Source organism: Enterococcus sp. DIV0294, from assembly GCF_050558155.1.
GTDB classification, from domain to species: domain Bacteria; phylum Bacillota; class Bacilli; order Lactobacillales; family Enterococcaceae; genus Enterococcus; species Enterococcus faecalis.
The window spans coordinates 2,596,532-2,622,357 of record NZ_CP187889.1; the positions used below are offsets into that span (position 1 = coordinate 2,596,532).

The 25,826-nt window shown below is 40.2% G+C and carries 24 protein-coding genes; 11 read left to right on the top strand and 13 right to left on the bottom strand.

The window, feature by feature from the left end; genetic code table 11:
* Positions 1 to 14: 14 nt before the first annotated feature.
* Together IGJ20_RS12600 and IGJ20_RS12605 are read right to left on the bottom strand one after the other, a co-directional pair.
* Positions 15 to 4,874 (bottom strand): hypothetical protein, encoded by a 4,860-nt coding sequence (locus IGJ20_RS12600; protein WP_161970874.1) that lies wholly within the window; start codon positions 4,872 to 4,874, stop codon positions 15 to 17.
* A gap of 364 nt (positions 4,875 to 5,238) precedes the next feature.
* Positions 5,239 to 6,252: an alpha/beta hydrolase gene (locus IGJ20_RS12605; protein WP_126254811.1), complete on the bottom strand. Its 1,014-nt coding sequence runs from the start codon at positions 6,250 to 6,252 to the stop codon at positions 5,239 to 5,241.
* Between the two features lie 165 nt (positions 6,253 to 6,417).
* Between IGJ20_RS12605 and IGJ20_RS12610 the strand changes: the two genes are divergently transcribed.
* Positions 6,418 to 6,963 carry a cysteine hydrolase family protein gene (locus tag IGJ20_RS12610; protein ID WP_126254812.1) on the top strand — a complete coding sequence of 182 codons (546 nt, stop codon included), beginning with the start codon at positions 6,418 to 6,420 and terminating at the stop codon, positions 6,961 to 6,963.
* A gap of 196 nt (positions 6,964 to 7,159) precedes the next feature.
* Here IGJ20_RS12610 and lrgB read toward each other — a convergent pair whose 3' ends face one another.
* From lrgB to IGJ20_RS12650, 8 genes are all read right to left on the bottom strand, one after another.
* Positions 7,160 to 7,843, bottom strand: coding sequence for an antiholin-like protein LrgB (lrgB, locus tag IGJ20_RS12615; protein ID WP_002354830.1), 684 nt, complete (start codon positions 7,841 to 7,843; stop codon positions 7,160 to 7,162).
* Positions 7,840 to 8,259 carry an antiholin-like murein hydrolase modulator LrgA gene (gene lrgA / locus IGJ20_RS12620; RefSeq protein WP_126254813.1) on the bottom strand — a complete coding sequence of 140 codons (420 nt, stop codon included), beginning with the start codon at positions 8,257 to 8,259 and terminating at the stop codon, positions 7,840 to 7,842. Before lrgA ends, lrgB begins: the two co-directional genes overlap by 4 nt.
* Before the next feature lie 151 nt (positions 8,260 to 8,410).
* The gene (locus IGJ20_RS12625; RefSeq protein WP_126254814.1) at positions 8,411 to 9,139 is read right to left on the bottom strand and encodes a LytR/AlgR family response regulator transcription factor; all 729 of its coding nucleotides are present in this window, start codon (positions 9,137 to 9,139) and stop codon (positions 8,411 to 8,413) included.
* The gene (locus tag IGJ20_RS12630) at positions 9,120 to 10,889 is read right to left on the bottom strand and encodes a sensor histidine kinase (protein WP_002367484.1); all 1,770 of its coding nucleotides are present in this window, start codon (positions 10,887 to 10,889) and stop codon (positions 9,120 to 9,122) included. Before IGJ20_RS12630 ends, IGJ20_RS12625 begins: the two co-directional genes overlap by 20 nt.
* A gap of 90 nt (positions 10,890 to 10,979) precedes the next feature.
* Entirely contained in the window at positions 10,980 to 11,798 is an 819-nt protein-coding gene (locus tag IGJ20_RS12635) for a MetQ/NlpA family ABC transporter substrate-binding protein (protein ID WP_002354826.1), read from the bottom strand.
* A 12-nt stretch (positions 11,799 to 11,810) separates the two neighbouring features.
* Complete coding sequence (locus tag IGJ20_RS12640; RefSeq protein WP_002368484.1) at positions 11,811 to 12,482, bottom strand: methionine ABC transporter permease; 672 nt, start codon at positions 12,480 to 12,482, stop codon at positions 11,811 to 11,813.
* Positions 12,479 to 13,201 carry a methionine ABC transporter ATP-binding protein gene (locus tag IGJ20_RS12645; RefSeq protein WP_002354824.1) on the bottom strand — a complete coding sequence of 241 codons (723 nt, stop codon included), beginning with the start codon at positions 13,199 to 13,201 and terminating at the stop codon, positions 12,479 to 12,481. Before IGJ20_RS12645 ends, IGJ20_RS12640 begins: the two co-directional genes overlap by 4 nt.
* A gap of 361 nt (positions 13,202 to 13,562) precedes the next feature.
* Entirely contained in the window at positions 13,563 to 13,961 is a 399-nt protein-coding gene (locus IGJ20_RS12650; protein ID WP_002398194.1) for an OsmC family protein, read from the bottom strand.
* A gap of 200 nt (positions 13,962 to 14,161) precedes the next feature.
* Here IGJ20_RS12650 and rpsN point away from each other — a divergent pair, with 200 nt between their 5' ends.
* From rpsN to IGJ20_RS12675, 5 genes are all read left to right on the top strand, one after another.
* Positions 14,162 to 14,431 (top strand): 30S ribosomal protein S14, encoded by a 270-nt coding sequence (rpsN, locus tag IGJ20_RS12655; RefSeq protein ID WP_002354822.1) that lies wholly within the window; start codon positions 14,162 to 14,164, stop codon positions 14,429 to 14,431.
* 110 nt (positions 14,432 to 14,541) lie between these two features.
* The gene (rpmG, locus tag IGJ20_RS12660; protein WP_002354818.1) at positions 14,542 to 14,691 is read left to right on the top strand and encodes a 50S ribosomal protein L33; all 150 of its coding nucleotides are present in this window, start codon (positions 14,542 to 14,544) and stop codon (positions 14,689 to 14,691) included.
* A gap of 15 nt (positions 14,692 to 14,706) precedes the next feature.
* Complete coding sequence (locus tag IGJ20_RS12665) at positions 14,707 to 15,681, top strand: CobW family GTP-binding protein (RefSeq protein WP_126254815.1); 975 nt, start codon at positions 14,707 to 14,709, stop codon at positions 15,679 to 15,681.
* 31 nt (positions 15,682 to 15,712) lie between these two features.
* Entirely contained in the window at positions 15,713 to 15,835 is a 123-nt protein-coding gene (locus tag IGJ20_RS12670) for a putative metal homeostasis protein (protein ID WP_002383181.1), read from the top strand.
* Positions 15,836 to 15,855: 20 nt separating this feature from the next.
* Positions 15,856 to 17,391: a zinc ABC transporter substrate-binding protein AdcA gene (locus IGJ20_RS12675; RefSeq protein ID WP_016618625.1), complete on the top strand. Its 1,536-nt coding sequence runs from the start codon at positions 15,856 to 15,858 to the stop codon at positions 17,389 to 17,391.
* A gap of 57 nt (positions 17,392 to 17,448) precedes the next feature.
* On the opposite strand, the gene IGJ20_RS12680 is transcribed toward IGJ20_RS12675, so the two are convergent.
* The 3 genes from IGJ20_RS12680 to IGJ20_RS12690 all read right to left on the bottom strand — a co-directional run bounded on the left by IGJ20_RS12680 (position 17,449) and on the right by IGJ20_RS12690 (position 20,313).
* Positions 17,449 to 18,423: a tRNA dihydrouridine synthase gene (locus tag IGJ20_RS12680; protein ID WP_002413934.1), complete on the bottom strand. Its 975-nt coding sequence runs from the start codon at positions 18,421 to 18,423 to the stop codon at positions 17,449 to 17,451.
* A 191-nt stretch (positions 18,424 to 18,614) separates the two neighbouring features.
* Positions 18,615 to 19,385, bottom strand: coding sequence for an ABC transporter permease (locus IGJ20_RS12685; RefSeq protein WP_002354811.1), 771 nt, complete (start codon positions 19,383 to 19,385; stop codon positions 18,615 to 18,617).
* Positions 19,378 to 20,313: an ABC transporter ATP-binding protein gene (locus tag IGJ20_RS12690; protein WP_002354809.1), complete on the bottom strand. Its 936-nt coding sequence runs from the start codon at positions 20,311 to 20,313 to the stop codon at positions 19,378 to 19,380. The genes IGJ20_RS12685 and IGJ20_RS12690 overlap by 8 nt, the downstream gene beginning before the upstream one ends.
* A 257-nt stretch (positions 20,314 to 20,570) precedes the next feature.
* Here IGJ20_RS12690 and IGJ20_RS12695 point away from each other — a divergent pair, with 257 nt between their 5' ends.
* The 5 genes from IGJ20_RS12695 (at position 20,571) to IGJ20_RS12715 (ending at position 25,817) form a co-directional block, all read left to right on the top strand.
* Positions 20,571 to 20,990: a PTS mannose transporter subunit IIA gene (locus IGJ20_RS12695; RefSeq protein WP_002389491.1), complete on the top strand. Its 420-nt coding sequence runs from the start codon at positions 20,571 to 20,573 to the stop codon at positions 20,988 to 20,990.
* A 12-nt stretch (positions 20,991 to 21,002) separates the two neighbouring features.
* Positions 21,003 to 21,494, top strand: a complete 492-nt coding sequence (locus IGJ20_RS12700) for a PTS system mannose/fructose/N-acetylgalactosamine-transporter subunit IIB (protein ID WP_002354800.1) — start codon at positions 21,003 to 21,005, stop codon at positions 21,492 to 21,494.
* Between the two features lie 16 nt (positions 21,495 to 21,510).
* Positions 21,511 to 22,326, top strand: a complete 816-nt coding sequence (locus IGJ20_RS12705; RefSeq protein ID WP_002365419.1) for a PTS mannose/fructose/sorbose/N-acetylgalactosamine transporter subunit IIC — start codon at positions 21,511 to 21,513, stop codon at positions 22,324 to 22,326.
* A complete protein-coding gene (locus tag IGJ20_RS12710) occupies positions 22,323 to 23,150 on the top strand; it encodes a PTS system mannose/fructose/sorbose family transporter subunit IID (protein ID WP_002354796.1) in 828 nt (275 codons plus the stop codon). The genes IGJ20_RS12705 and IGJ20_RS12710 overlap by 4 nt, the downstream gene beginning before the upstream one ends.
* A gap of 147 nt (positions 23,151 to 23,297) precedes the next feature.
* On the top strand, positions 23,298 to 25,817 hold the full coding sequence (locus tag IGJ20_RS12715; RefSeq protein WP_126254816.1) for a sigma 54-interacting transcriptional regulator: 2,520 nt from the start codon (positions 23,298 to 23,300) through the stop codon (positions 25,815 to 25,817).
* The last annotated feature ends 9 nt before the right edge of the window (positions 25,818 to 25,826 follow it).

Below are 25,826 nucleotides of genomic sequence, written 5' to 3' on the forward strand. Positions count from 1 at the left end.
TTCTCTCCTCCTTGTTATGGTGCCATGACTAATGACCATGACAATGTCCCTTTGAATTCGCCAACTTTTTGTTTCTCGACTGGCACAGATAGTTTAAGTCCCCGTTGGTTTGCCGCACCCCAACCTTGGTTAATTGTATAACTACCTGAACCGGAGCCTTCATTTTCTGTAACAACCGTATCTCCTTTATTGAGTAAAAATTCTCCTTTGTCTGTAACCAATGACAAATCTTCCAATTGATCTGTGCCGTTCGTTAAGGGATTCGTTACCTGAACATTCAGTTTCCAAGGCGTACTTTCTGTCCCGCGTGTGTCTTGAACGACTAAATCATCTGAAAGAGTTGGCCAGTAAACTTCTGGCTTGGCAGAAATTTTTTGTTTGCCAAAATCAATTGTTTTAGGTACTTTTTCTAACGTTAATTCACCTGAAATAGACACATTGACTTTTTTATTTAACGTTTCACCAGCTTCTGTAAATTGATAATTGGCTGGCACCGTTTTGGCTAATTCTTCTGGTTTCGCTTGTTGAATGGCTTGGAAGGTTGCGGCATCAAGACTTGGCGTTTGATTGGCCCGACCATCTGCGAAAATCACCGTTGCTTGTGTCCATTGTGCCAACTCGTCTGAATTCGTTAAGCCATTTGCTTCTTTTAACTTCAAATGCGCACTTGTCGCATACAAGGCAAACGAACGATCTTTGGCAAGGACACTTTCATTTTTCACAACAACTAAATGAACCGTTTTGTTTTGCAAATTATCCCCTGACGTCCCTGCTTCTAATTGAATATCATGTTTCCGCGATACAGTTTTTTCTGCTAACGGCGCTTGAATTTGTGGTAAATCCGTCTCTTTTAATGAGGTTTTGAAAAACGGCCGACCTTTTGCGCCAAGCATTTCTATTACTTTATCGACAGTCGTTAGTTGCGCTGCCTCATCTTCTGTGACAATCACCGATTGCCCCGAAAGTTCCACTTTATTTGAAAATTGAACTTTCACCTGATAACTGTAGTTCATATTCGTCGCTTTCCATGAAAGCGGGGTGGTATCTTTCTGCTCTGGAATTTGCTCTATCGCGCTCCCAACTTCACTAGATTTAACCGTTCCTTGGTGCAACCAAGAACCTGTTACTTCGTCAGGAAGGAAGCTTAGGGTTGGTGTTAAAGCACTTGAGGTCGGAATCATCAAACGTCCTTTTTGAACTTTTTGTCCAGCTACTTCGGTGCCCCACGCTTGTAAGGTTAACGGCGCATTGCCGGCTTTGACCTCTTTTACATCATGAGAAATAGTACCTGCACCTGCCACAATTCCAGGCGTTTCCACTTCGTAATCGATGATGGAACCAGGAATTGCTATCCCATAGCCATTGGCGCCCTTTGTCACATCGTTATCGCCAATAAATGTTTTTCCAGTCGCTTTTTCAATCCCATGAAACGTTGTTGGCATAAGTTTTGTAGCATTATTGACCGTTGGATTAATCGTCAAGACCTGATAGGCTTTGACATTTCCAAACCAAGTCCCTGTGCTATCCACCAAAGCAGTTGTATCTGTCGTTGGTTTAATCCATAAAAGTTCATCTTTTGTTGGATCGACAGCTTCAAAATCCGCAATGTTTACCTTACCTGTACCAGGAATTGTTTCTAATGTTGCATGATCCTGAACCGTTAGTTTGCTAGCTGAAATTAAATTGGCCGTGTTGGTAATCCCAATTCCTGCATTTTTAGATAGATGAATTGATCCGAATTCATTGTAAGTCGTACTATGATTCGCGGCAGTAGCAGAAACGCCATTTTTGATGTTCCCACCATTAGCCATTAATTTAATGCCATTGGTGACATTTAATTCCGTAAAGTTGACAACGCCTAAGCCTGTCGCATTTAGTGGTTCTGTTTGATAGTTATTGGTGCCGTCAACGTTAGTCCCAAAGTTAAAGGCCACTTTATTTGAACTAGCATTCACAATTGCATTAGTGAAATTATCTGTTGATGAACCACCGGATAAACCGTTAATACTAACTGCACCTTGAACATTTGCGGTAACATCACGTAAGATTTTTCCGCCACTGATATTGGAATACTGTGTCGCATATAAATTTCCAATACTAGAACCCGCTGCTTGAATATTCATTGTAATCTTGCCGTTCTTGGTATACGCAGCATTGGTTCCACCATCACCGTAAATGCTGGCCCCATTTAGAGATTCCACACCTGTTTTAGTGAAAATATTTAAAGTAATTGTGTTTGATTCATCCGTTCCTAGTGTCGTATTTTGACCATAGGGCCGACCACCAGTAATGTAGGTATTACCAGGCAACTTAAACTCTCCGTTGTAATTTCTTAAATCAATTAAGAGTTTGGCATTTCCAAGAAGTGAGCCCGCATTGGTAATCCCACCTGAAAAACCGTTCGCGCCTGTCCGAGGAGTTCCTGAGAAATTTCCTCCGTAGATGCGATTGTCTGAATTACCAGTAATTGTATGGCCACCGCTTGCTCCATAAGAAGCACCCATCGAAGCATTAATTACTCCTTCATAAACCGTTACACCGACATTCCCAACATTTTTGGCATCATTCCAGCCACCGCCTGAAAGAAACCAATCGACTTGACCATTATTAACGATTGTTTGACCGTTTCCATAAACTCGAGCTGCTTGATAGCCTGTTCCTTCTAATGTGTCAGCAATCCCGCCATTCAATGTGTTAGAAGTATTGCCTTCAACGACACCTGAAAAAGAGCCACCATATGTCCAGCGAGCAATGGTATTATTTAAAACAGTCTTAGTATCTCCTTTTATATAGATATCCCAAGTATCATTACTAGCAGGATAGCCGCCGCCACCAACAATATCCCAACCTGAACTATACCCACGACTTTTATCGGTCGTTGAATAATCTAAGCTTGTCGGTTTTGCGCCTGAATAAGCCATACCATCGCCACCTAAGGACCTATCACCATTCGCTGTTCCCACTTCAATTGTTGTATTTCCTTCGATATAACCGCCGCGGCCAGCTGCAGTTGAGTAAATTGCACCATTATTAAACGAACCGCTGACTAATTTAGAAGAAATATTTCCAAAAACTTTAAAAGCTGCTGCTGATTTGGCTAATTCTGCTCTTTGTTGTGGTGTATAAGCATCATACGTTGCTTCATTTGAGGCCCCAATTTGACTCTTGTTAAATTTCGAAACATTGTTACCAGCACCGCCGTTAAAATCATTAATACCACCAGCGGAATTCGTTCCTGCTGTAACCACATTCGTAATATCTCCGATGATCGTTCCAGAATATTGGTTGCCTCCTTCAAAATCTGCACGACCCGCACTATACAACTGTGTATTTAAATTTGTAGTAATTCCATCAGTCGCACGATTCGTTCCTATATCGCCGCGGGAAGAGCCACCAATAAAACGTTGACCCGCTGTATACCAACGGCCATATCCAGAAATATCGTTTGTTACTTTTCCACCAATATTTCCGTATTGAACACCGCCATAATACGTACTTAATTGGAAACCTGTAGCAGCATTCGTAATCGCAACCTTTGTTGAGACGTTACCAGTAACATTCGCTGTGTTGGTTGCGTTGGTCCCATAACCGCCCCCATAAATTGAAGCAATTCTGCCACCAGAATCATTGACAACCAATGAAGTATTCCCAGTCACTGTCCCAATATTGGCGCCCCCACTTAATGTATTTAGTCCGCTCCGTGTATTGTTAATAACAATCGTAGGATTTCCAGCTAAATTACCACCATTTTGGTTTCCGCCATAGAAATTCCATGTCCCTGTACCTGTACTATTTACTGTTAAAGTTGGGTTTCCTGAAACATCTCCTGTATCCGTTCCACCGTATACGGTCAGACCGTTTCCACTAGAGCCGCCATTCAGGTTCAAACTGTAACCATTTAAATACATATTCGTACCTGTATAGTTTAGATTTCTCAAAGTGATGTTTGAGCCAAAATAGATATTTTGATTAAATCCTAACGTCTTAGAACCCGTTGGCGCCGTTTGATCCATACTAATCGGATCCGCGCTGTTTCCAGTAATCACTAAATGATTGACCTTACCTTGCAAGGCGTAAAAGGTCATATTACTTGCCGTAACGGTGTCAGGAATCACTTTAGCGGTGGTCGCCGCACTCGTCGTAATATTGTTTCCTATATAAAGAGTGAAATCGCCATTGTTCCCCTGTTGATACAAATCAAACAAGGCTTCTTTCAAGCCAGCCTCTGTCGATGCATATTCTTTGTACGCTGCTCCATCTCCTGCTGGACTTGGCACAACAATCACTTTTGTTTTATCTGCAGGGGCAATTGTGTCCGCAATGGACTGATCAACTGAAACAGCTCTGGCCATGCGTGTCAGTTTCTGTTTAAAGACAGCCGTAAGTTGTGTATCTTCTGAAAACTCTAATTGAAGGAGTTCTTCATTTGTATATGTTTTTCCTTGGTAAGACCAGCCAACGAAAGTCGCATTTCCCTCACTATTCGCCCATTTTGGTAATTCTTCTGTCCGAAGTGGCTGATTTTTTTCTTTTACCACTTGATAACTTTTGGCATCATTTAGAAACAAAGCTTGATCCGTTGTTTCAAAGGTCAAGGTGATTTGCTTCTGCTCTTCGCTTGGTTTTGTTTCTGTGGAAGAGGTGGTTACTTTTTCTGTGATAGCACTAGATTCCGTCATTGATGACTGTTCTGTAGAATGTGCGCTGCTTTCTTTTGTTGCTTCACTTGTACTGGTTTCTGCTGTTTTTGGCTGTGTCTGCGTACGTTCTGTTTGTTGCTCCCCTTCAATCGCCCACGCTGAAACAGATAAAAATGGTTGTACAAGTAAACAAGTTGCCAATAAAACAGCGATTTTCTTTTTCATTAACTTCATCACTCCTCCCTCGAAGTAAACTTTCCACAACCAACCTATGGCTCAAGTATACGAAGTTTTCTTCTGATTTTTTTAAAGATATTTTCTTAATTTCAAAAAAAAATTTATTTTTTAATTTTCTTTTTGTTAACTAAACGAATTTTTTGCTATTTTTTGTAAGATAAAATGTTAATTTGTTCACAAAAATAATAAAAACGTTGTTTTTAACATTAAAATTAACAAACGAGTTCGTAGTATAGTACGGATTTTTTCTCATGTAAACATCATTAAATAAACATTTTTGTTTAATTTATACATATTTCTCAGCAAAAAAATGACAAAAATACATAAACAGAGGCCTTAGAAATATTTCTAAGGCCTCTGTTTATTTATACTTATTCACAAACTGGACTGTTTCTTGGTAACATTGTTTAGCTTCTTTTGTTTGATAGTCGAATTGATATTCGTGGGTGATCGTTGCTTTCTTATCTTTGAAAAAGAGAGCTGAAACTGGAACATTTAAAGTTTTTAACCGCTGAACCAAGGCTAGTCCTTGCTCTTGGAATGAAAAGCTATTGCCATCTGTTAGATACGTCGGGGGAAATTCTTTGGTGACTTTATCCACTAAACTCACTTCTTGCAATTCTGCACTCGTCTGCCAGTCTTTAGTGCCGAGCAAGGACCAAGCCACTGTTTTAACGAAAAATTTCATAAAACGATTATCACTTTGTTGGTTGGCCATTTGTTTCAAATCCACCGGACCACAATACGAGAGTGTGCCTTTTAAATGGCTAGCCGGCAACGCTGCAGTCATCCCTAGTTCTTTGGCATAGTTGGCATTGGTTTGAACTGTTGCATATTGTAGAGCAATCTGTGCACCCGCACTGTCCCCGCCAATAAAAAGCTTAGATAAATCTAACATGGGATACGCTTGTTTCTTTTCTAATAAAAATTGAACAAGTTCATTGACCTGCTGGAGCTGGCTTGGATAAGGTGCATCTGGTGCTAATTCATAATTCATTGAAATAAAGGCAACTGAGGAATCAGCCACTAAACGTGTCGCAAACTCTTTCATCCCAGACTTATCTCCTCCCACATAGCCACCACCATGGACCCATAAAACGACTGGTACCGCTTGTTTTGACGTTTGGGGATAATACAAATCAAAGGTATTCTTTTTTCTTGAAGAAGGGTATGTTTGATTTTCTTGCAATTGAACATTGGGCAATGCTTTATCATAGGAAGCTGAATCTTTTATTTCAACTTCGCCTGCGAATAACTGGTTGATGACCCAAGCGCCTGGCTTAGGAGATAATTGAAAGGCGAGAAACACGCCTAAGCAAATAACCACAAGGATTCCTAACAACCAAAGGATAAAACGTACGATTTTTCTTTTCACTCTATTCACCTGCTTTAATTTGTAGCAAAATTATAGCATGTTTTTTAGCCAAAGCGTTTATTTTGAAACAGCTTTTTTAGAATTTGATGTACTTTTATCATTTGAAATGCTTTCTTAAAAGCTGTAAAATGAACAAAATGACTTTAACCTTTAGGAGGTTGCCAAATGAAAGCTCTGATTTCCATTGATTATACGAATGATTTTGTCGCCACAGACGGAAAACTAACCACTGGTGCCGCTGGGCAAGCCATTGAAACGGCCCTTGTTCAACAAACAAAGCACTATTTTGACAATGGCGATTTTGTGGTTTTTGCCATTGATGGGCATGCCCCCCTAGATCACTATCATCCTGAAAATAAACTTTTCCCGCCCCACAATGTCTTAGGAACTGACGGGCGTAATCTGTTTGGCTCGCTAGCTGATTTTTATCAAGCTCACAAAAATGAGGCAAGCGTTTATTGGCTGGACAAACGGCACTATTCTGCTTTTAGTGGCACGGATTTGGACATTCGGTTACGAGAACGAGGAATTACAGAGCTTTGTTTAACTGGTGTTTGTACAGATATTTGCGTGTTGCATACGGCTGTCGATGCCTATAATTTAGGCTATCAATTAATGATTCCCGAGAATGCCGTTGCTAGTTTTGATGAACAAGGACACGAATGGGCATTACGCCACTTTAAACAAACTTTAGGAGCAACCATTCTATAAAAAGACTGGTCAATCCTTCCACGCGCCCTATCTATACTCAAAAAATCGTGTAAACAACACAAAAGAGCCTGGGACAAAAATCACTTTGGATTTTTGTCCCAGGCTTAAAAATTGATAAACGGCGGGAACAGAATAAGCAGAGACTGCTAGCTGATAGAAATTAGCTACTCATAAAAAAGTGAGGAATCCCACTTTTTTATAGACCAATGACCGTTGCAAAGAAAGGAACTACTAAAACAGTAACTACGCCAACCACTACGACAGAAATACTAGCCATAGCAGCCTCTGTTTCGCCCATTTCCATGCCAACTGCCACACCTAGGGCATGTCCGGCCGCACCTAAAGCTAAACCTTTGGCGATTGGATTGTTAATTTTAAACCATTTCAATGCAATTCGGCCCAAGGCATAGGTTAGTACACCATTGAAGATTACAGTAAACGCCGTAATGGAAGCAATTCCGCCAACAGTTTGAGAAATAGGTACGGCAATCGCTGTTGTAGCTGCTTGTGGTAAGATTGAGGCCACTAAATGATTATCCATGCCAATCACTTTTCCTGCAAAATAAACAGCCACTAGCGAACCAAAAGAACCAATTGTTAACGCCGTTAAAATTTCTAACCAATATTTTTTCAACACGTCTCTCTTTTTATATAAAGGAATCGCAAACGCTACTGTCGCAGGCTCTAGAAAGAAGCTGATATATTTGCCACCTTCATTGTATTGCTCGTAACTAATTCCTGTTACTTTTAAAACGACAACGCCTAAAATCATCGCAACGAATAATGGCGTAAATAAGAAGAAACCTTTACTTTTTTTAAACAACCAAGTACCTATGCCAAATACAGCTAATGAAATAATAATGCCAACATACGGATTCATGCGCGAACCTCTCCTTTCGCTTTCTTCGTTGCTGCGGGTTCTTTTTCTTTTCGAGCATCTTTCATATGCAATAAAAAGGCGCCCGTCCAACCAGTCGTTGCTAGTAACGCTAGTGTGGCTACTAAAATAACAAAAACAATTTGAACGCCAAATTGTTGCATAATCCCTAAAGAATTAACTAAGGAAATCCCTGAAGGAACAAATAAAAATGTAATAACCGTTGATAAGCTATTACCTAGCTCTTCCACTTGCTCCAATTTAACAACTTTTGTACATAAACCAATGAACAATAACACCATGCCAATTACTGAAGCAGGCATTGGTATTGGGGAAATGAACGCCAAGCCGTTGGCGATTAACATAATAATGGCAAAAACTGCTGCTTGTTGTAAAAATGAATATACTTTCTTTTCCATTCTTCTTCGCTCCCTTTTGTCTGTTTTCTATGGGTTAAGTATATAAAGAAAACGTTTTTTTAAGGGCTTTTTTTCATGAAATGCCAGAATTTCTTCACCAAATGCAAAAATCACCACTTGAAATGCATTCGACATTTCAAGTGGTGATTTTTTAACTTAAGCCAAGTTTTTCTTTAAATTCTTTGACGTATGAACGGCTAACAGGTACTTTTGAGCCGTTGGTTAAAATCACTTGCAACGTGTTATTAAACCACGGCTGAATTTCTTGAATTTTTGTTCGATTCAAGATGAAACTTCGATGCGTTTTAATAAAGAGCGTGGCAGGTAATTTTTGTTCGATACTGTTGAGGGTCCCTGTCATCTTGTAGACCTGTTGATCCACAAAAATGCTCAGTTGCCGTTCTTCGACAGAAACGAGGTAAATATCTTCTGGCGCCACAAGATAAATGCGGTCTCCCCCTTGAATAGGTATTGCTTCAGATTTTGGTCCTTTTTCGGCAGTGTTTTCTGGGACAGCTTGAGCCATTTCTTTCGATGCTTTTTCAATGACTTGTGTTATTTTTTCTTCTTCAAAAGGTTTCAAAATATAATCTTTTGCATTCACTTGAAAGGCCTTTAACGCATATTGATCATAGGCGGTTGCAAAGACCAAGTAGGGCGCTTTTTTAAGATGGGTTAATTTTTCCGCTAAATCAAACCCGCTTTCATCGGTCAAATGAATATCTAAAAATAACAAATCTGGCTTTTGATCCATCATCTCTTCCATTGCCTCCGCCACAGAATCCGCTTCTGCAACGCTCGTCACTTGCGGATGTTGGGAAACAAGATAGCTCAATTCTTCTCGTGCTAAGGGCTCATCATCAACGATTAATACGTGCATCTAATTCCTCCTGTTCCATCGGGATTTCTAAATGAACATGGCTCCCGCCTGTCTCTAAATTTTCAATTAAAAAACAACCTTCTGATCCATAAAGGTTCGCCATTCTGCGGGACAAGTTTTCCAGTGCCGTGCCAGTGCCTTTTTCCGAAGTCACTGTCGTCTTTCCTAATAGCAAGCGGCGTTCTTCAGGAATCCCTTGCCCATTGTCATACACATCCACATGTAATTTGTGTTGTTTTGCTTTGACCACTACCCGAACTTGATTGTTCTCCTTCCGGCTGCCAAATGCATGCTTGATGGTATTTTCCACTAACACCTGAATCGCATACGGCGGTACTTTTTCTGAAGCAACCGCTTCTTCCACGTCAAATGTTACTTGATAACGATTCGGAAACCGTGCTTGTTCTAATGACAAATAGGCTTTTACTTGTTCTAGTTCTTGTGAAACTGGGATCGTAGTTTGCACGGCTCCCTGCAAGTTGCCTCGAAAGTATTTGCTTAATTGGAGCAATAGTTTCCGCGCTTTTTCACTGTCTTTCCGCATTAATGCGGAAATAGTATTGATGGCATTAAAGAAGAAATGCGGGTTCACTTGCGCTTGCAAGGATTTAATTTCAGCTTCTTTAAGTAATTTTGATTGTACTTCCGCTTCACCTAATTCAATTTGTGAAGAAAAAATTGTCCCAAGACCTTCTGCTAACTGTTCCTCGACATGCGTTAACTGCGCTGGATCCGTAAAGTACATTTTTAAGGTGCCAACAATTTGCTGATGGGAAAATAATGGAATCACAATCGCCGCTTGCAACGGACAATTAGGGTCCGAACAACCAACTTCTTCTTTGGCATGCGCGATGGTCATTTGGCCCGTCCGTAACACTTCCCGAGAAAGCTCCGTGATGACTTCTAGCTCTGGAATATGATGGTCGCTTCCTGCGCCAACATGAGCTAAAATTTGATGACTGTTTGTCATGCTAATCGCACTGACTTTTGTATAATGCTTAATAATCTCCGCGACTTTTTTGCTGGAATTTTTATTGAGTCCTTCTCGAAAATATGGCAGTGTTTCCGCTGCTAATTCCAAAACATCGTGCGTCTGAACCGCTTTGGCCTGCTCTTCTTGTTTCAATGTCGTCGTTAGAATCGACATAAAAATGAACGTTCCTACGCTATTTAACAAAATCATCGGCAGCGCAATAAAACGAACCAACGTGGCCCCATCCGCTAGATCACCGCTGAAAAAGAAAATAAAAATCATCTGAATCATTTCCATGCACGCTCCGACAATGGCAGAAAAGCCGGCAGACGGAAAAACGGTTTGCTTTGCCATGCGGCTCCCTAAAAAACCGGCAATTAAGCCAACAATTAAAGAAGCAGGCACATAAAAGAAACTATGCCCCCCGCCTTGAATAACCCGATGAAAGCCAGCAATTAAACCAACCGTACTGCCGACAATCGGACCACCCACTAATCCAGAAACGCCAATTACTAACGTACGCGTATTCGCAATGGAAGCATTGCTGCTTAAATAGGTTAGTAAATTATTGGGAACAATCTGATTCTTAGCGATTTCGATACCTGTAAAATTAGAAATAATAGCAAATAAACCAAAAATCAAAATCAACTGAACTTTTGAAGACATTTTTTCACGACTTAATAAAACACGCTTAAAATAAGGCACATTCACTAAAAGAAAGGCCAGTAAAATAATTAAGCCCACCCGTTCCATCATTAAAATAAATAATTCGACCACACCGGCACCTCCTTCCTATTAACTATACTATAAATCAAGGAAAAGAAAAAAATGAAGCTTCTCAAAAAGAGGCTTCATTTTTTCTATTCATTAAAACGCAGGAATATTGGCGCCTTTAGAATTTTTCTTGATGTATTCAGCAACTTCTTTTGTTGTCATCGCTTCTTTTAAAACCTTGATTTTTTCACTATCTTTTTCGCCTTTACGTGTCACAACTTGCAATGCGTAATGTTTACTTGCTTCTTCATCTTCTAACAAGATCGCATCTTTCGTTGTTAAACCAGCAGGTTCTAAGTAGGCTGGGTAGCAGAACACCATAGCGATGTCTTTTTCATCATAGGCTTTAGCTAAATTCAGTAAATCAATGCTTTCAAAAGTGATGTTTTTAGGATTTTCCACGACATCTGCCACCGTACCGTTAAAGCCGACACCTTCTTTTAATTTAATCACGCCGTTTGCATTTAAAATTGCTAAAGCACGACCTTCATTGGTTGGATCGCTAGGAATCCCCACTTTGGCATTTTCAGGTAAATCTTTCGCATCTTGGTATTCTTTTGAATAGAAACCACCAGCAAAATAATAAATCGGTTGCACAGCCACTAAATCAGCTTTTTTCTCTTTGTTAAACATTTCCATGAAGGGTTGATGTTGCGCAAAATTAGCATCCGCTTCGTCATGTTGCACGGCATCGTTGTAGGCAACATTGTCGCTCACTTCCATAATGTTAATTTTGTACCCTTTTTTCTCAGCTTCTTTCTTGGCAATCTCCAAGATATCTTTTGAAGATTCCAATTGCACGGCAACGGTAATCTCCTTGTCTTCTTTCTGGTCTGCTTGTTTATTTCCCCCACAGGCAGCTAAAATAACTGTTGCAATAACAGCGAATGTTGCTAAATAAAACTTCTTCATTCTTTTGTCCTCCTACTTTCTTTTGTCTAGTTTTTGGGCAATGAAGTTCCCAAGCATTTGTAAAATGAAGACCAGTGCAATCATAATCACAATGGCAACATACATAATACCGTATTCATACCGTTGATACCCGACACGAACTGCAAAATCGCCAATCCCGCCGCCACCAACAACACCCATCACCGTGGAATATGAAACCATACTCACTGTCGTGGTTGTGTAAGCAAGGACTAATCCGCTACGCGCTTCCACCAATAAAAAGTGCCAAATGTATTGGACTTTCGAGGTGCCTAACGAATTAGCTAAAAAATAAATTTCTTCTGGAACATCCAACAGCACTTGTTCAACCAAACGAGCAAAAATCGCGATCGCAACGATACTCAATGGCACAGATGAAGGAATTGGGCCAAACGCCTTTCCTAAGACAGAACGAGTAACTGGAATTAACGCAATCACAAATAATAAATAAGGAAACGAGCGAATAACAGTTACAATGAAATTTAAAACCCAGTACAGCCAAGGTTGATGCCCTTTGACTTTCGGATTAGCCAAAAATAGTCCTAAGCCTAAAGGCAAGCCGACAAGCAAACAGATAGCCATCGAAATCGACATCATAATCCCTGTTTCTTTTAAGCCCACCAGCATAGATGGCCAATATTCGGCAAAGGTTTCTGAAAAAGTCATGGGCGCAAACTCCTTTCCACTTTTTCTAAATAGGAAAGCGGTTCTTCCTCATATTGCTGAGGATTATTCAGAAATTCGCCAATTAACTGACCTTTTTCCATCACTAAGATACGATTACATAAGCGCTTCACGGTTTCTAATTCGTGACTGACAAAGAAAATAGTCGGTCGGAATTCCTGATGCGTCTTATGTAATAGTCGAACGACACTTTCTGTATTTTCTTCATCTAATGAACTCGTTGCCTCGTCACATAATAACCATTTTGGATTACGGCTCAACGCTCGAGCAATAGAGACACGCTGTTTTTCCCCACCAGAAAGCTGAGCAGGATACGCTTCTGCCTTATGGGCCATATCAACAAATGTTAATAAACGCTCAATTTTTTCAGGCTGTTTCTCTTTTAAAAGTTTCAAAGGCAACGCAACATTATCATAAATTTTCAAATTTTCTAACAAATTGTAATGCTGAAACACCATCCCCATTTGTTGTTGCTGCTGGCGAACTTCTTTTTTAGAGAAGGTTTGAACATTTCTGCCATCAATACGAATCTCCCCTTCACTCGGTTGTTCCATTAAATTCAACAAACGTAACAACGTGGACTTGCCAGAGCCACTTTTCCCAACAATCCCAACGATTTCTCCTGGTTGGACAGAAAAGTGAATATTTTTTAACGCGTGTGTCTCTTGATAGACTTTCGACACATTCACTAACTCAATCATGATTACCTCCTAAAGGCCGACAAACAAACTATAACAACTAAAAAAACTGTATAACAATTAAAGTAATTCTGTGAAACGATTTAAAAAAACTATTACGAATTAAAAAATAACACACGTTTCGCAAAACAGCTTTATACCAGAGATGTAACTACTTACATCATCTACTAAAACAGAAAAAAAAGCAACCTTTTTATTTGTGAAAAAAACACTATCTGTTTTTTGTCTGTATTATTTTGTACAAATGAATTAAAAATTTCCTGTTTCTACAGCTATTTCCCCACGCTCCTCTAAAAAAAGACATTCTCAGAAACGAGGCATCCAAAAAGGGAAAAGCGCTCGTAACGATAATGTCTCTAATAGTTTACTTTTTAAATACAACTGTTTCTTCGACAGTAATTCTTTCAGCCAATGATTGAATCACTGGACAGTTTGGGGCGACAAGCTTCAAACACCGTGTCGCCCGTGCTTGAAAGGCTTCTGGAACAGACACATAAAAGAGAATCGTCACCTGTTTTAATGGTTGTGCGCGTCTCTCTACTTCTCTTGAATACGTGACTTCTATTTTTTCAAACTCAAAGGGAATGTGCGAATTTTCCAAAACGGATTGATACACGTATCCCCCACAAGCGCCAATTGCCGAAACGAGCATTTGAACTGGCGAATATCCCTCTTCTTTTGCTAACACCCAGCGCGCTGTTTTCGTTTGTAATTCAAATTTTTCCACACCACGAATAATCGTCAAACGTTCTACCATTGCCATCTTCACTCCTTTTTACTCTTTCTTAAAAGATACTACAAAACAGCTCTAAAACAAACATTTCTAACTTCTCAACTTAGCAAGTCCTAAAAAAAACAAAATTCTCACTTGACAAACAACGCAACACCTGATAATATACTTCCGTTCAAATCGTAACCATTACGATTTATATTTTATAAATCCAAAAAGAAAGGAAGTGCCTTATGGCTAAAAAATCAAAAATTGCTAAAGCAAAAAAACAACAAGCAATGATTGCAAAATATGCGCCTATTCGCCAAGCCTTAAAAGAAGCTGGCGATTATGAAGGTCTTAGCAAATTGCCAAAAGATGCTCATCCAAGTCGCTTAAAACTCCGCGATCAAACAGATGGGCGCCCACGTGGCTACATGCGTAAATTTGGCATGTCTCGGATTCGTTTCCGTGAATTGGCTCACCAAGGCTTGATTCCTGGCGTCAAAAAAGCAAGCTGGTAACTCATTATTTCGATAAAGACAACTAGCGAGGACAGTCGCATTTGGGCTGACCTCGCAGCCCCCTTTATCTTTTATACGCAATTAAAAAAATCAAATTGGAGGACGGTACTATGCGCCAAACCATTACGTTAGCTTGCGCTGAAACTGGCGAGCGCCTTTACTTAACAAGTAAAAACAAACGAAATACACCAGAAAAATTACAGCTGAAAAAATATTCACCAAAACTACGGCGCCGCGCACTTTTCACTGAAGTCAAATAACAGGAGGAAAACTTGATGGGCATTCCAATCACCATTGTTTCTGGCTTTTTAGGCGCAGGAAAAACAACCTTAATTAACCATGCGCTTGCGCAATCACCGTTTCCTAAAGAAGAAATTATTATTATTGAAAATGAATTTGGTCAAACAGGCGTTGACCACGCATTACTTTTACAAACCACGGAACGAATTATTCAATTAAATAACGGTTGCATGTGCTGCAGCTTACGAGGAGATCTTCTTGCCTCTTTATCAGCAATCTTAGAAGTGTACCAAGAAGAGCAACAACCCATTGCCCAAGTCATTTTAGAAACAACGGGCATTGCTGATCCGCAACCAATCATTCAAACAATTTTAACGACCCCGCACATCAAAAATCATTTCTATATAGACAGTCTCTTAACGGTCGTTGATGGGCATCATTGGCAACAGCAGCTTCAAGAAGCCGAAGCCATCAAACAACTGGCCTTAGCAGATCGCCTCTTTTTTTCTGTCAAGGAACCAGCAGACAGCACTCAGCTACCAACGTTCCAAGAAACCCTTCGTACCATTAATCCTTTTGCTGATATTTTATCCTTTCAAGCCAACGAGCCTCTTTTGGCTAGTGACTTTTTTCAATTAAATAAGTTTACGACAACACTTACAGAACACGAAATGACTCATTCCCCGCATGAGCACGCCCACGAGCATCATCACCATACCTTTCACTCCCTAACGTTAACGGCGTCCTCAGCCCTCAACGAACCTCTTTTCACTCGTTGGCTTGATTGGTTAATGTATACACATCAGGAAAAGTTATACCGTTTCAAAGGGATTCTCGCCTTACAGGAGCATGACTTGGCCATTGCCATGCAAGGCGTCAACCAGCAAGTGGCCTTTCAAATGACGAATCAACCCCCTCAAGAAACGACAATTGTTCTGATTGGCAAAGAATTAGAGACAAAAAAAATTCAAGAAACCTTTCAAACCCTCAACAAAATAGCTACTCCGTAAATTATTTTTTACGAAATGGAGGTCCTATATAATGGAAAAAACTGACTTATCTAGCGCTTATCGTCGACTGAAAAGTCCCAACATCAAAACACGAAAACGCGCACTTAAAATCATTAAAGAACATAAGCGCAATAAACAAAAGAAAATTGCGTAATTCACTAAAGGAGCACACCTATGAAAAAATTTACTCTTCCCCTGTTAGCCGCCTTATCGCTAATCCTTTTCGGCGCTTGCGGCAAAACAAACACCTCTGATAAAACCGCTGACGGTAAAGAAAAACTATCCATTGTCACGACTTTTTATCCTATGTACGATTTCACTAAAAATATTGTAGGCGATGAAGGAGACGTCAAATTGTTAATCCCTGCTGGTTCTGAACCACACGATTATGAACCATCCGCCAAAGATATGGCTACCATCCATGATGCGGATGTTTTCGTTTACCACAATGAAAATATGGAATCTTGGGTACCAAAAGCTGCTAAAGGCTGGAAAAAAGGAGCCCCAAACGTCATTAAAGGTACCGAAAACATGGTCTTACTTCCTGGCAGTGACGAAGACGGACACGAACATGACCACGAACATGGCGAAGAAGGCCACCACCATGAATTAGATCCGCATACTTGGGTTTCGCCCCATCGTGCCATCCAAGAAGTCACAAACATCAAAGAACAATTAGTCAAACTTTACCCTAAAAAAGCCAAAACATTTGAAACAAACGCAGAAAAATACTTAACAAAATTAACAGCCTTAGACAAAGAGTTCCAAACAGCTTTGAAAGACGCTAAGCAAAAAAGTTTTGTTACCCAACATGCTGCATTTGGTTATCTTGCCTTAGATTACGGCTTAAAACAAGTGCCAATAGCTGGTTTAACACCTGAACAAGAGCCAACCGCAGGGCGCTTGGCAGAGTTGAAAAAATATGTCACAGACAATCAAATTCGCTATATTTATTTTGAAAAAAATGCCAACGATAAAATTGCTAAAACGTTAGCTGACGAAGCAAATGTTCAATTGGAAGTCCTAAACCCGCTAGAAAGTTTGACACAAAAACAAATGGACAATGGCGAAGATTATCTTTCTGTAATGAAAGAAAACTTAACTGCTTTGAAAAAAACAACAGATACAGCCGGGAAAGAGGTTCAGCCAGAAACCTCTGAAAAAACAGAAAAAACCGTGGCTAACGGCTATTTCAAAGACAGTGAGGTGGCTGAGAGAACACTGGCAGATTACGCTGGAAATTGGCAATCCGTCTATCCTTTATTAAAAGATGGCACATTAGACCAAGTCTTCGATTACAAAGCGAAACTGAAAAAAGATAAAACACCAGCCGAATACAAAACCTACTATGATGCCGGCTATCAAACCGATGTCGACCACATCAACATCACTGATTCCACCATTGAATTTCTGGTCAATGGCAAACCACAAAAATTCACCTATAAAGCAGCCGGTTATAAAATTTTAAACTATGCAAAAGGCAACCGTGGCGTCCGTTTCCTTTTTGAAACAGACGATGCCAATGCTGGGCGGTTTAAATACGTCCAATTTAGCGACCACAACATCGCACCAACGAAAGCCGCTCATTTCCACATCTTCTTCGGCGGCGATAGCCAAGAAAGTCTGTTCAATGAAATGGACAACTGGCCAACGTATTATCCAAACGACTTAAGCAAACAAGAAATTGCCCAAGAAATGATTGCGCATTAAGCATTCAAAAGAGAGGAGATAGCATTAGCTAAAATGCTGCCTCCTCTCTTTTTTAATTTAGTCAAGCACACCATGTTCTGCTTCAAACGTCGCTAACAACTGGCGCACTTCATCCGTTGATTTTGTATTCATTAATTGTGCTCTTAAATCACTGGCACCTGGAAAGCCTTTGACATAAATTTTAAAGAAGCGATGCAACCCAACAATGGAGCGAGGCACCAATTCCGCATATTTGTCTTGCAAATCCAATTGTAAACGTAGCAAGCCCAGCAATTCTTGTGGCGTATGTGTTTTGGGTTCTTTTTCAAAGGCATAAGGATTTTTAAAAATCCCCCGGCCAATCATGATGCCATCTACACCATATTGTTCTGCTAATTCTAGGCCCTTTTGACGATCGGGAATATCCCCATTAATCGTAATTGTCGTTTGCGGTGCGACACGGTCCCGAATAGCCATAATTTGCGGAATGACCTCCCAATGGGCATCCACTTTACTCATCTCTTTTCGTGTTCGCAAATGAATGGATAGATTCGCAATGTCTTGCTCTAATAAATGCGTGATCCACGCCTCCATTTCCGCCATTTCAGTAAACCCAATGCGTGTTTTGACACTAACAGGTAAGCCACCTGCTTTGGCGGCGTCAATCAATTCAGCCGCGACTTCTGGGCGCAAAATTAACCCGCTGCCTTTTCCACGCTCAGCCACGTTGGGCACAGGACAGCCCATATTTATATCTAATCCTTGAAAGCCCATCTCCGCTACGCCGATACTCATTTCACGGAAAAATTCCGGTTTATCTCCCCAAATATGTGCCACCATCGGCTGTTCATCTTCTGTAAAAACGAGGCGCCCGCGCACACTGTCTTTCCCTTCAGGATGACAATAACTATCTGAATTAGTAAACTCTGTAAAAAACACATCTGGTGCCCCAGCTTCTTTCACGACATGACGAAAGACCACATCAGTGACGTCTTCCATCGGTGCTAAAACAAAAAAGGGCTTTGGCAATGTTGCCCAAAAATTCTTGCTCATCTTCATATACTCCGTTTCTGATTTTTTCTTTATTTTCAACGACAATTGTCGACATATTCTGGTGCGAAACATTGCTATTATACAGGGAAATGCACGAAGAATCAAAAAAGGCATACTTAGAAACAAGAAAACTGTCTGAATCTGCTCGCTAAAATGAGTGATTCAGACAGTTTAATCTTTTTACGTCAGGCTTAACTACGTAAGCCACGCCCTGTTTCTACAAGGTACCAACAAATGCCATATAAAACGACAATAAATAAGATTAAAATGGTCATAGAAATACCAATTGGCACATCTTGAACCCCTAGGAAACCGTAGCGGAACCCAGAAATCATGTAAACAATCGGATTAACTTTTGAGACAGCTTGCCAAAATGGCGGCAACATGGAAATGGCATAGAAAACCCCACCCAAATAGGTTAAAGGCTGTAACACAAAGGTCGGCACAATCGATACATCATCATAGGATTGCGCAAAAATACCATTTAACAAACCAGCTAAAGAAAAGAGAATCGCTGTCATCAACAAAGTCATGATGACCATCAGCCAAGAAACAACGTGCAATGGCACAAAAAATAGAGAAATGATGGTGACTAACGCACCGACCAAAATACTACGACCAACGCCACCAATCACAAATCCCCAAATAATCACATGAGTTGGAACTGGCGCCACGAGAATTTCTTCGATATTTTTCTGGAATTTTTGTGAGAAAAAGGAAGATGAAACATTGGCGTACGAGCTTGTAATGGCTGACATCATAATTAAACCTGGAACGATAAATTCCATATAAGAAAAACCGCCCATGTCGCCAATTCGCCCGCCAATCATTTTCCCAAAAATCACAAAATATAAGGACGTCGTAATCACTGGCGGTACCAGTGTTTGGACCCAAATCCGTAAATAACGGTTGGTTTCCTTCACAGCTAAACTTTTTAAAGCAGTAAAATACAGACTAAACATGTTGATCCTCCCTTTGGTACGTATCCTCGGTAATCTTCAAGAAGAGCTCTTCCAAACGGTTGGACTTATTCCGCATTGACAATACTTTGATTCCTTGTTGACTTAGCTGTTCAAACAAGTGATTGACTCCTTGGTTTCGTTCCACTTCCACCGCTAACGTTAACTCGTCCTCAAACACACTTTGATAGCCTTCAATAACTGGCGCCTGCGTATAAGGTGCTAAATCAAAAATAAACGTTTCAAATTGTAATTTTGCTAACAAGTGCTTCATGCTGGTGTTTTCAATCAATTCACCAGACTGAATAATCCCAATGTTACGACACAACATCTCAGCTTCTTCTAAGTAATGGGTCGTCAAAATAATCGTGGTTCCCTGCGCATTTAACTCTTGTAAAAAGGCCCACATTTCACGGCGCAATTCAATATCGACACCTGCAGTTGGTTCATCTAAAATCAATAACTTCGGCTCATGCATCAGCGCGCGAGCAATCATCAAGCGACGTTTCATTCCGCCAGAAAGCATTCGCGCCCGCTCGTTCCGTTTTTCCCATAAGTTGGATTGTTTTAAATATTTTTCACTCCGTTTCATGGCTTCTTTACGAGACACCCCATAATAGCCCGCTTGATTGACCACAATCTGTTGGACCGTTTCAAACGGATTGAAGTTAAACTCCTGCGGCACTAACCCAATCTGTTGCTTCGCCCGCACCATCTCCGTATCTAAATCATACCCAAAAATTTTGACTTTCCCCGAAGTCTTATTAACTAACGAGGTCACAATCCCAATCGTCGTTGATTTTCCTGCGCCATTCGGTCCCAAAAGAGCATAAAAATCGCCTTCTTCGACTGTTAAATCAATCCCCCGCAACGCTTCAACACCTGAAGCGTACACTTTGCGTAAATCTTGTATCACAAGAGCATCAGTCATTCGTAACTCTCCTTAATGTATAAATATTCATGAGTATTATTGTAACACTTCTCGATAAAAACGGGGGTTATTTTGATTAAATTTCACAGTTTTGCTTAGTTATTTTTCAACAACAAACTAGCCAACGATTAACGTGTTTATTTTGATTTAAAACTGTTTAAACAGTTTCAAGAACGTTAAACTCCTTTCAAATCAAGGATTTAGAGTTCTCTTTTTTTGGCACAGAACTTGCTTTATATAAAAGTGAGGTGAAAAGAATGAAAAGAAAATTTTTAATTGCTAGTCACGGAAACTTAGCGAAAGGCTTCCAAAGTTCCTTGGATATTCTCGCAGACAAAGGAAAAGAGCTGGCGGTCATCAATGCCTATGTGACTCCTGAGGACTACACGCCAATTATTCAAACGTTTCTTCAGTCCCTTGGCGCAGAAGAACAAGCTATTATTTTAACAGATTTATATGGTGGTAGTGTCAATCAAAAAATTGTTCAAGAAGTCATGACGACAAAACCAGACAATGTTTTTATCATTTCCAATGCCAACTTAGCCATTGCCTTGTCGCTGATTTTCTTAAAAGAAGGCGAAAAGCTAACCAAAGAAGATATTCAAGCAACAATTGCTGAAGCACAAATTCAATTCGTTGAATTAAACCCATCAAATGAAGAAGAAAACTTTTTTTAGGAGGAAATTAAAATGATTACACAAGTACGAGTAGACGACAGATTAATTCACGGCCAAGTAGCCGTAGTTTGGACCAAAGAATTGAATGCCCCCTTATTAGTTGTAGCGAATGATGAAGCAGCCAAAAACGAAGTAATGCAAATGACGTTAAAAATGGCTGTCCCTAATGGCATGAAACTATTAATTCGCTCAGTTGATGATGCGATTGATGTCTTCAATGATCCTCGTGGTAAAGACAAACGAATTTTTGTAATTGTGAACAGTGTAGCGGATGCTACTAAAATTGCGAAAAACGTGACAGATATTGAAAGTGTGAATGTTGCCAATGCTGGCCGCTTTGATAAATCAGATCCAGCCACCAAAACAATGGTTTTCCCAAGTGTCCAATTAAACCCTGAAGAGTTAGAAGCTGCCAAAGAATTAGCTAGTTTGACTCACGTGGAAAGCTATAACCAAGTACTGCCAACCAACTCAAAATTAAGTTTAAAACAAGCCGTCAATTAAAAGGAGGAAATGAACAATGCTTATGCATGCAACAATGGCAGCCTTAGCTGTATTTATCTGTTTTGCTGGGAATTATTTAACTGGTCAAAGTATGATGGAACGTCCCTTAGTCGTTGGATTAGTCACAGGAATTTTAATGGGCGACATGAAAACAGGGGTTCTAATGGGGGCCTCTTTAGAAGCAATTTTCTTAGGAAATGTTAATATCGGTGGTGTTATCGCAGCGGAACCTGTAACTGCGACTACTTTAGCCACAACGTTTGCAATTATTTCAAATGTCGAACAAAAAGCCGCCATGACGTTAGCCGTACCAATTGGGATGTTAGCCGCTTTCGTGGTGATGTTTTTAAAAAATGTCTTTATGAATATCTTTGCTCCTTCTCTTGACAAAGCAGCACGTGAAGGCAACCAAAAAATGGTTGTGACACTGCATTACGGAACGTGGATCATTTATTATTTAATCATCGCTTCGATTTCATTTATCGGAATTTTAGCAGGAAGCGGGCCAGTAAATCTGTTTGTTGAAAGTATTCCACAAAATTTGATGAACGGCTTAAGCGCAGCTGGCGGACTTTTACCTGCCGTTGGGTTTGCTATGTTAATGAAACTGTTATGGGATAATAAATTAGCCGTCTTTTACATTTTAGGCTTTGTTTTAACCGCGTACCTACAATTACCAGCCGTTGCGGTGGCGGTTATCGGGACAGTAATTTGTGTCGTGAGTGCCCAACGGGATGTAGAATTTCGCGACATTCTAAAAAGAAAACCTGCGGCGTCTTCTGCGGTTGAAGGCAGCGCGAAAGAAATCGAAGAGGAGGACTTTTTCGCATGAAGTTAAAAGAGAATTTATCTAAAGAAGAGAAAAAAATGATGCGCTCTGTTTTCTGGCGTTCTTGGACGATGAACGCTAGCCGGACAGGAGCTACACAATACCACGCAGTGGGTGTCATGTACACTTTACTCCCAGTTATCAATCGTTTTTATAAAACCAAGGAAGAACGGGCCGAGGCATTAGTGCGTCACACCACTTGGTTCAATGCAACCATGCATATCAATAACTTCATCATGGGGCTCGTTGCTTCGATGGAAAAACAAAACAGTGAAGACGAAAATTTTGATGCTAGCTCTATTACAGCGGTTAAAGCCTCACTAATGGGGCCACTTTCAGGCATCGGTGATTCCTTCTTCTGGGGCATCTTGCGTGTCATTGCTGCCGGTATTGGGATTTCATTAGCCAGCACTGGTTCGCCATTAGGGGCGATTGTCTTCTTACTTTTATACAACGTCCCTGCGTTCTTAATTCACTATTATGCGTTGTATAGCGGCTATTCAATCGGTGAAAGTTTTATCCAAAAAATGTACGAATCAGGCGGAATGAAGATACTCACAAAAGTATCAAGTATGCTAGGCTTAATGATGATGGGCAGTATGACTGCTTCAAATGTAAAATTCAAAACGATTCTTGAAGTTTCCGTTAAAGGAAGCAAAGACGTAGTTAAAATCCAAGACTATTTGGATCAACTATTCGTCGGTATCGTACCATTAGCCGTGACATTACTTGCTTTCTGGCTATTACGCAAAAAAGTCAATGTTAACGTAGTGATGTTTGGCATCATGTTCTTAGGCATCTTGCTAGGATTACTAGGCATCTGTTAAAATTGAAACAATAAACATTTAATCATTAAACACTTAGAGCCTGAGACAAAAATCCAAAGTGATTTTTATCTCAGGCTTAAAAGCTGATAAACGGCGGGAACAGAAGCAACCCCTTTCCCGACCTCTCTTTTGGAAGGACGATGAATCATGCGCTTGGAGACCTACCAACACTTAGTTGATATTTTAGAAACCAGCAACACCCCGATGAGCACACAAGAAATTGCCACAAAAATTCAATTAAGCCGCTCGGTAACCAGCTTATACTTAAATAAATTATTGGAAAAAGGTGAAGTCCAACAAACGGGAAAAAAACCCGTTTATTGGCAATTAACCCGTGCAACAACCCCCACGACCGATGTGTTTCGACAATACATCGGTAGCCAAGGCAGCGCCAAAAAAGCCATCGAACAATGCAAAGCCGCTATGTTGTATCCCCCATTGGGTATGCCTTTATTAATCCATGGAGCCAGTGGTGTCGGCAAAAGCTTTTTGGCAAAGCTGATTTATGAGTATCTGAAAAATGAACAAATCATTGGCCTGGAAAAATTCTACACCTTTAACTGTGCCGATTATGCCAACAATCCCGAATTGCTATCATCCATTCTCTTCGGCCATACCAAAGGCGCATTTACTGGAGCTGAATCAGAAAAGCAAGGACTCTTGGCCCAAGCCAATAATTCCGTACTCTTTTTAGATGAAGTACATCGATTATCCAATGAAAACCAAGAAAAACTCTTTCAGTTTATGGATACAGGGACCTTCCGCCCCATTGGTGAAGAAGGAAAAATGGTGCATTCCAAGGTCCGGCTACTATTTGCGACCACCGAAAACCCGAAAAAAGTCTTATTGCCAACCTTTTATCGCCGAATTTCCGTAATCGTCTCACTTCCGAACTTCAAAGAGCGCCCCATTCGAGAACGGATTGCGATTTTAAAAAACTTATTCCACCGAGAAGCGAAACGAATGACCAAAGACATCAACGTGGACGAAGAAATCTTTACGGCATTATTAGAAAATGACGAACCTGGCAACGTGGGAAGTTTATCCAACAAAGTGCAGCTCCTTTGCGCGTCGCAATTACGAAAAACTTTGCCCAATCAACCCGTCGTCATTGGCGATGCGACTCAACCAATGATTACGATTCCTTTAGACAAAGAAGTGTTAGAAGAAGACACACTTTCTTCCGATATTTTCGCAACATTTGAAGCCTTATTTACAAAAGAAAAAACACTGGCCCACTTAAAAACTGAACTGACACAATTCATTAAATATTGTTTAGACGATGAAATAACCTTAGAAAATGATTATTTTTTACAAAACCTAGTCACGGAAGTCCAAACCAAAAACAAACTAATTATTAACCAACCTGAACAAACTGAAAAACCGATGAAAGATGTTGCCAAATTGCTGAAAATTTTACCGCCAACATTTAACGAAACAGTGTTCCTTCCAGTCCAAACACAATTAAAAGAACACTATCCGCGAACGGTTTCCCTCGTCAAAAACTTAGTCAGTCCGCTGCCAGAAGAATACCGTTTCTTGACAGAGGTACTCTTATCTGTATTACTTAGCGGAGAAATTTCTGAAACGATTCCTTACCAAGCGCTCCTCGTGGCGCATGGTGAATCGACTGCCACAAGTATTCAAGCCGTTGCCAACAAATTATGTGGTACCTATATTTTCGATGCGATTAACATGCCCTTAACCTCTTCCGTCCGAGATATCGTCGCCGAAGTTAAAGACTGGCTTTCTCAGCGGGACACATCACAAGGCGTCATTATGCTCGTCGATATGGGTTCCCTGACACAACTTTATAAAAGTTTGAAACCGCAAATTCTTGGAGAACTTTTGGTGATCAATAACCTGACCACTGCCTATGCGTTGGAAATTGGTCATCAATTAATGAACGAACAACTTTTCTATGGTATTGCTAAAACCGCTGAAAAAAAATTTAAAACCGATGTACAGTACTTTGAAGGCTTTTCAGTGGAAAAAAATATCATTGTCTCTAGTATTTCAGGTCTGGATATTGCCAAGCAAATCAAACAAATCTGTCAAAAATACCTGTATACTGATATTAAAGTCATTACTCTAAAATACAAAGATTTGGTAAACACGTTAGACATTGCCAACGCCGAAGAAAATTATTTAAAAGAAACCTCGCTCATTTTGACGACGTCTTACTTAGACAACCATACGAATGTTGCTAGCGTGAATCTCTTAGACATGTTAGACGAAGATGCAGGAACACAGTTGATGGAACCTTTCCAAAACTTGATGCATCCCAATAACATTGATAGCATGATTAACGAATTTGTTCACTTCTTCTCGAAAGAAGGCTTGTCAGAAAAACTAGAATTTCTAAATCCTGACGTCATTATTAAACAAGTCGAAAACGTTACAAAAAACATTGAAAAACGCTTCGACCTCACACTCAGCGGCAAAATGAAATTTAACTTAATGATGCACAACGCGCTCATGGTAGAGCGGACAATGCTCGGCGTTGAAGACTATGAAATCCCTGCTAACCTCGAGGAACTAACCATTAACCAAAAACCATTTTTCCAAAATGCTAAAAACATTTTCTATACCCTAGAACAGTTTTATCGAATAGAGATTTCCAACTGGGAACTCTATGTGATTTATGAAATTTTGTCTTCTCGGTGAGGGGGATGG

Coding starts and splice junctions, on each gene's coding strand:
- IGJ20_RS12600 (WP_161970874.1), bottom strand. CDS start 4,874: ATGAAGTTAATGAAAAAGAAAATCGCTGTTTTATTGGCAACTTGTTTA.
- IGJ20_RS12610 (WP_126254812.1), top strand. CDS start 6,418: ATGAAAGCTCTGATTTCCATTGATTATACGAATGATTTTGTCGCCACA.
- lrgB (WP_002354830.1), bottom strand. CDS start 7,843: ATGAATCCGTATGTTGGCATTATTATTTCATTAGCTGTATTTGGCATA.
- lrgA (WP_126254813.1), bottom strand. CDS start 8,259: ATGGAAAAGAAAGTATATTCATTTTTACAACAAGCAGCAGTTTTTGCC.
- IGJ20_RS12625 (WP_126254814.1), bottom strand. CDS start 9,139: ATGCACGTATTAATCGTTGATGATGAGCCCTTAGCACGAGAAGAATTG.
- IGJ20_RS12635 (WP_002354826.1), bottom strand. CDS start 11,798: ATGAAGAAGTTTTATTTAGCAACATTCGCTGTTATTGCAACAGTTATT.
- IGJ20_RS12640 (WP_002368484.1), bottom strand. CDS start 12,482: ATGACTTTTTCAGAAACCTTTGCCGAATATTGGCCATCTATGCTGGTG.
- IGJ20_RS12645 (WP_002354824.1), bottom strand. CDS start 13,201: ATGATTGAGTTAGTGAATGTGTCGAAAGTCTATCAAGAGACACACGCG.
- IGJ20_RS12650 (WP_002398194.1), bottom strand. CDS start 13,961: ATGGCAATGGTAGAACGTTTGACGATTATTCGTGGTGTGGAAAAATTT.
- rpsN (WP_002354822.1), top strand. CDS start 14,162: ATGGCTAAAAAATCAAAAATTGCTAAAGCAAAAAAACAACAAGCAATG.
- rpmG (WP_002354818.1), top strand. CDS start 14,542: ATGCGCCAAACCATTACGTTAGCTTGCGCTGAAACTGGCGAGCGCCTT.
- IGJ20_RS12665 (WP_126254815.1), top strand. CDS start 14,707: ATGGGCATTCCAATCACCATTGTTTCTGGCTTTTTAGGCGCAGGAAAA.
- IGJ20_RS12670 (WP_002383181.1), top strand. CDS start 15,713: ATGGAAAAAACTGACTTATCTAGCGCTTATCGTCGACTGAAAAGTCCC.
- IGJ20_RS12675 (WP_016618625.1), top strand. CDS start 15,856: ATGAAAAAATTTACTCTTCCCCTGTTAGCCGCCTTATCGCTAATCCTT.
- IGJ20_RS12680 (WP_002413934.1), bottom strand. CDS start 18,423: ATGAGCAAGAATTTTTGGGCAACATTGCCAAAGCCCTTTTTTGTTTTA.
- IGJ20_RS12685 (WP_002354811.1), bottom strand. CDS start 19,385: ATGTTTAGTCTGTATTTTACTGCTTTAAAAAGTTTAGCTGTGAAGGAA.
- IGJ20_RS12690 (WP_002354809.1), bottom strand. CDS start 20,313: ATGACTGATGCTCTTGTGATACAAGATTTACGCAAAGTGTACGCTTCA.
- IGJ20_RS12695 (WP_002389491.1), top strand. CDS start 20,571: ATGAAAAGAAAATTTTTAATTGCTAGTCACGGAAACTTAGCGAAAGGC.
- IGJ20_RS12700 (WP_002354800.1), top strand. CDS start 21,003: ATGATTACACAAGTACGAGTAGACGACAGATTAATTCACGGCCAAGTA.
- IGJ20_RS12705 (WP_002365419.1), top strand. CDS start 21,511: ATGCTTATGCATGCAACAATGGCAGCCTTAGCTGTATTTATCTGTTTT.
- IGJ20_RS12710 (WP_002354796.1), top strand. CDS start 22,323: ATGAAGTTAAAAGAGAATTTATCTAAAGAAGAGAAAAAAATGATGCGC.
- IGJ20_RS12715 (WP_126254816.1), top strand. CDS start 23,298: ATGCGCTTGGAGACCTACCAACACTTAGTTGATATTTTAGAAACCAGC.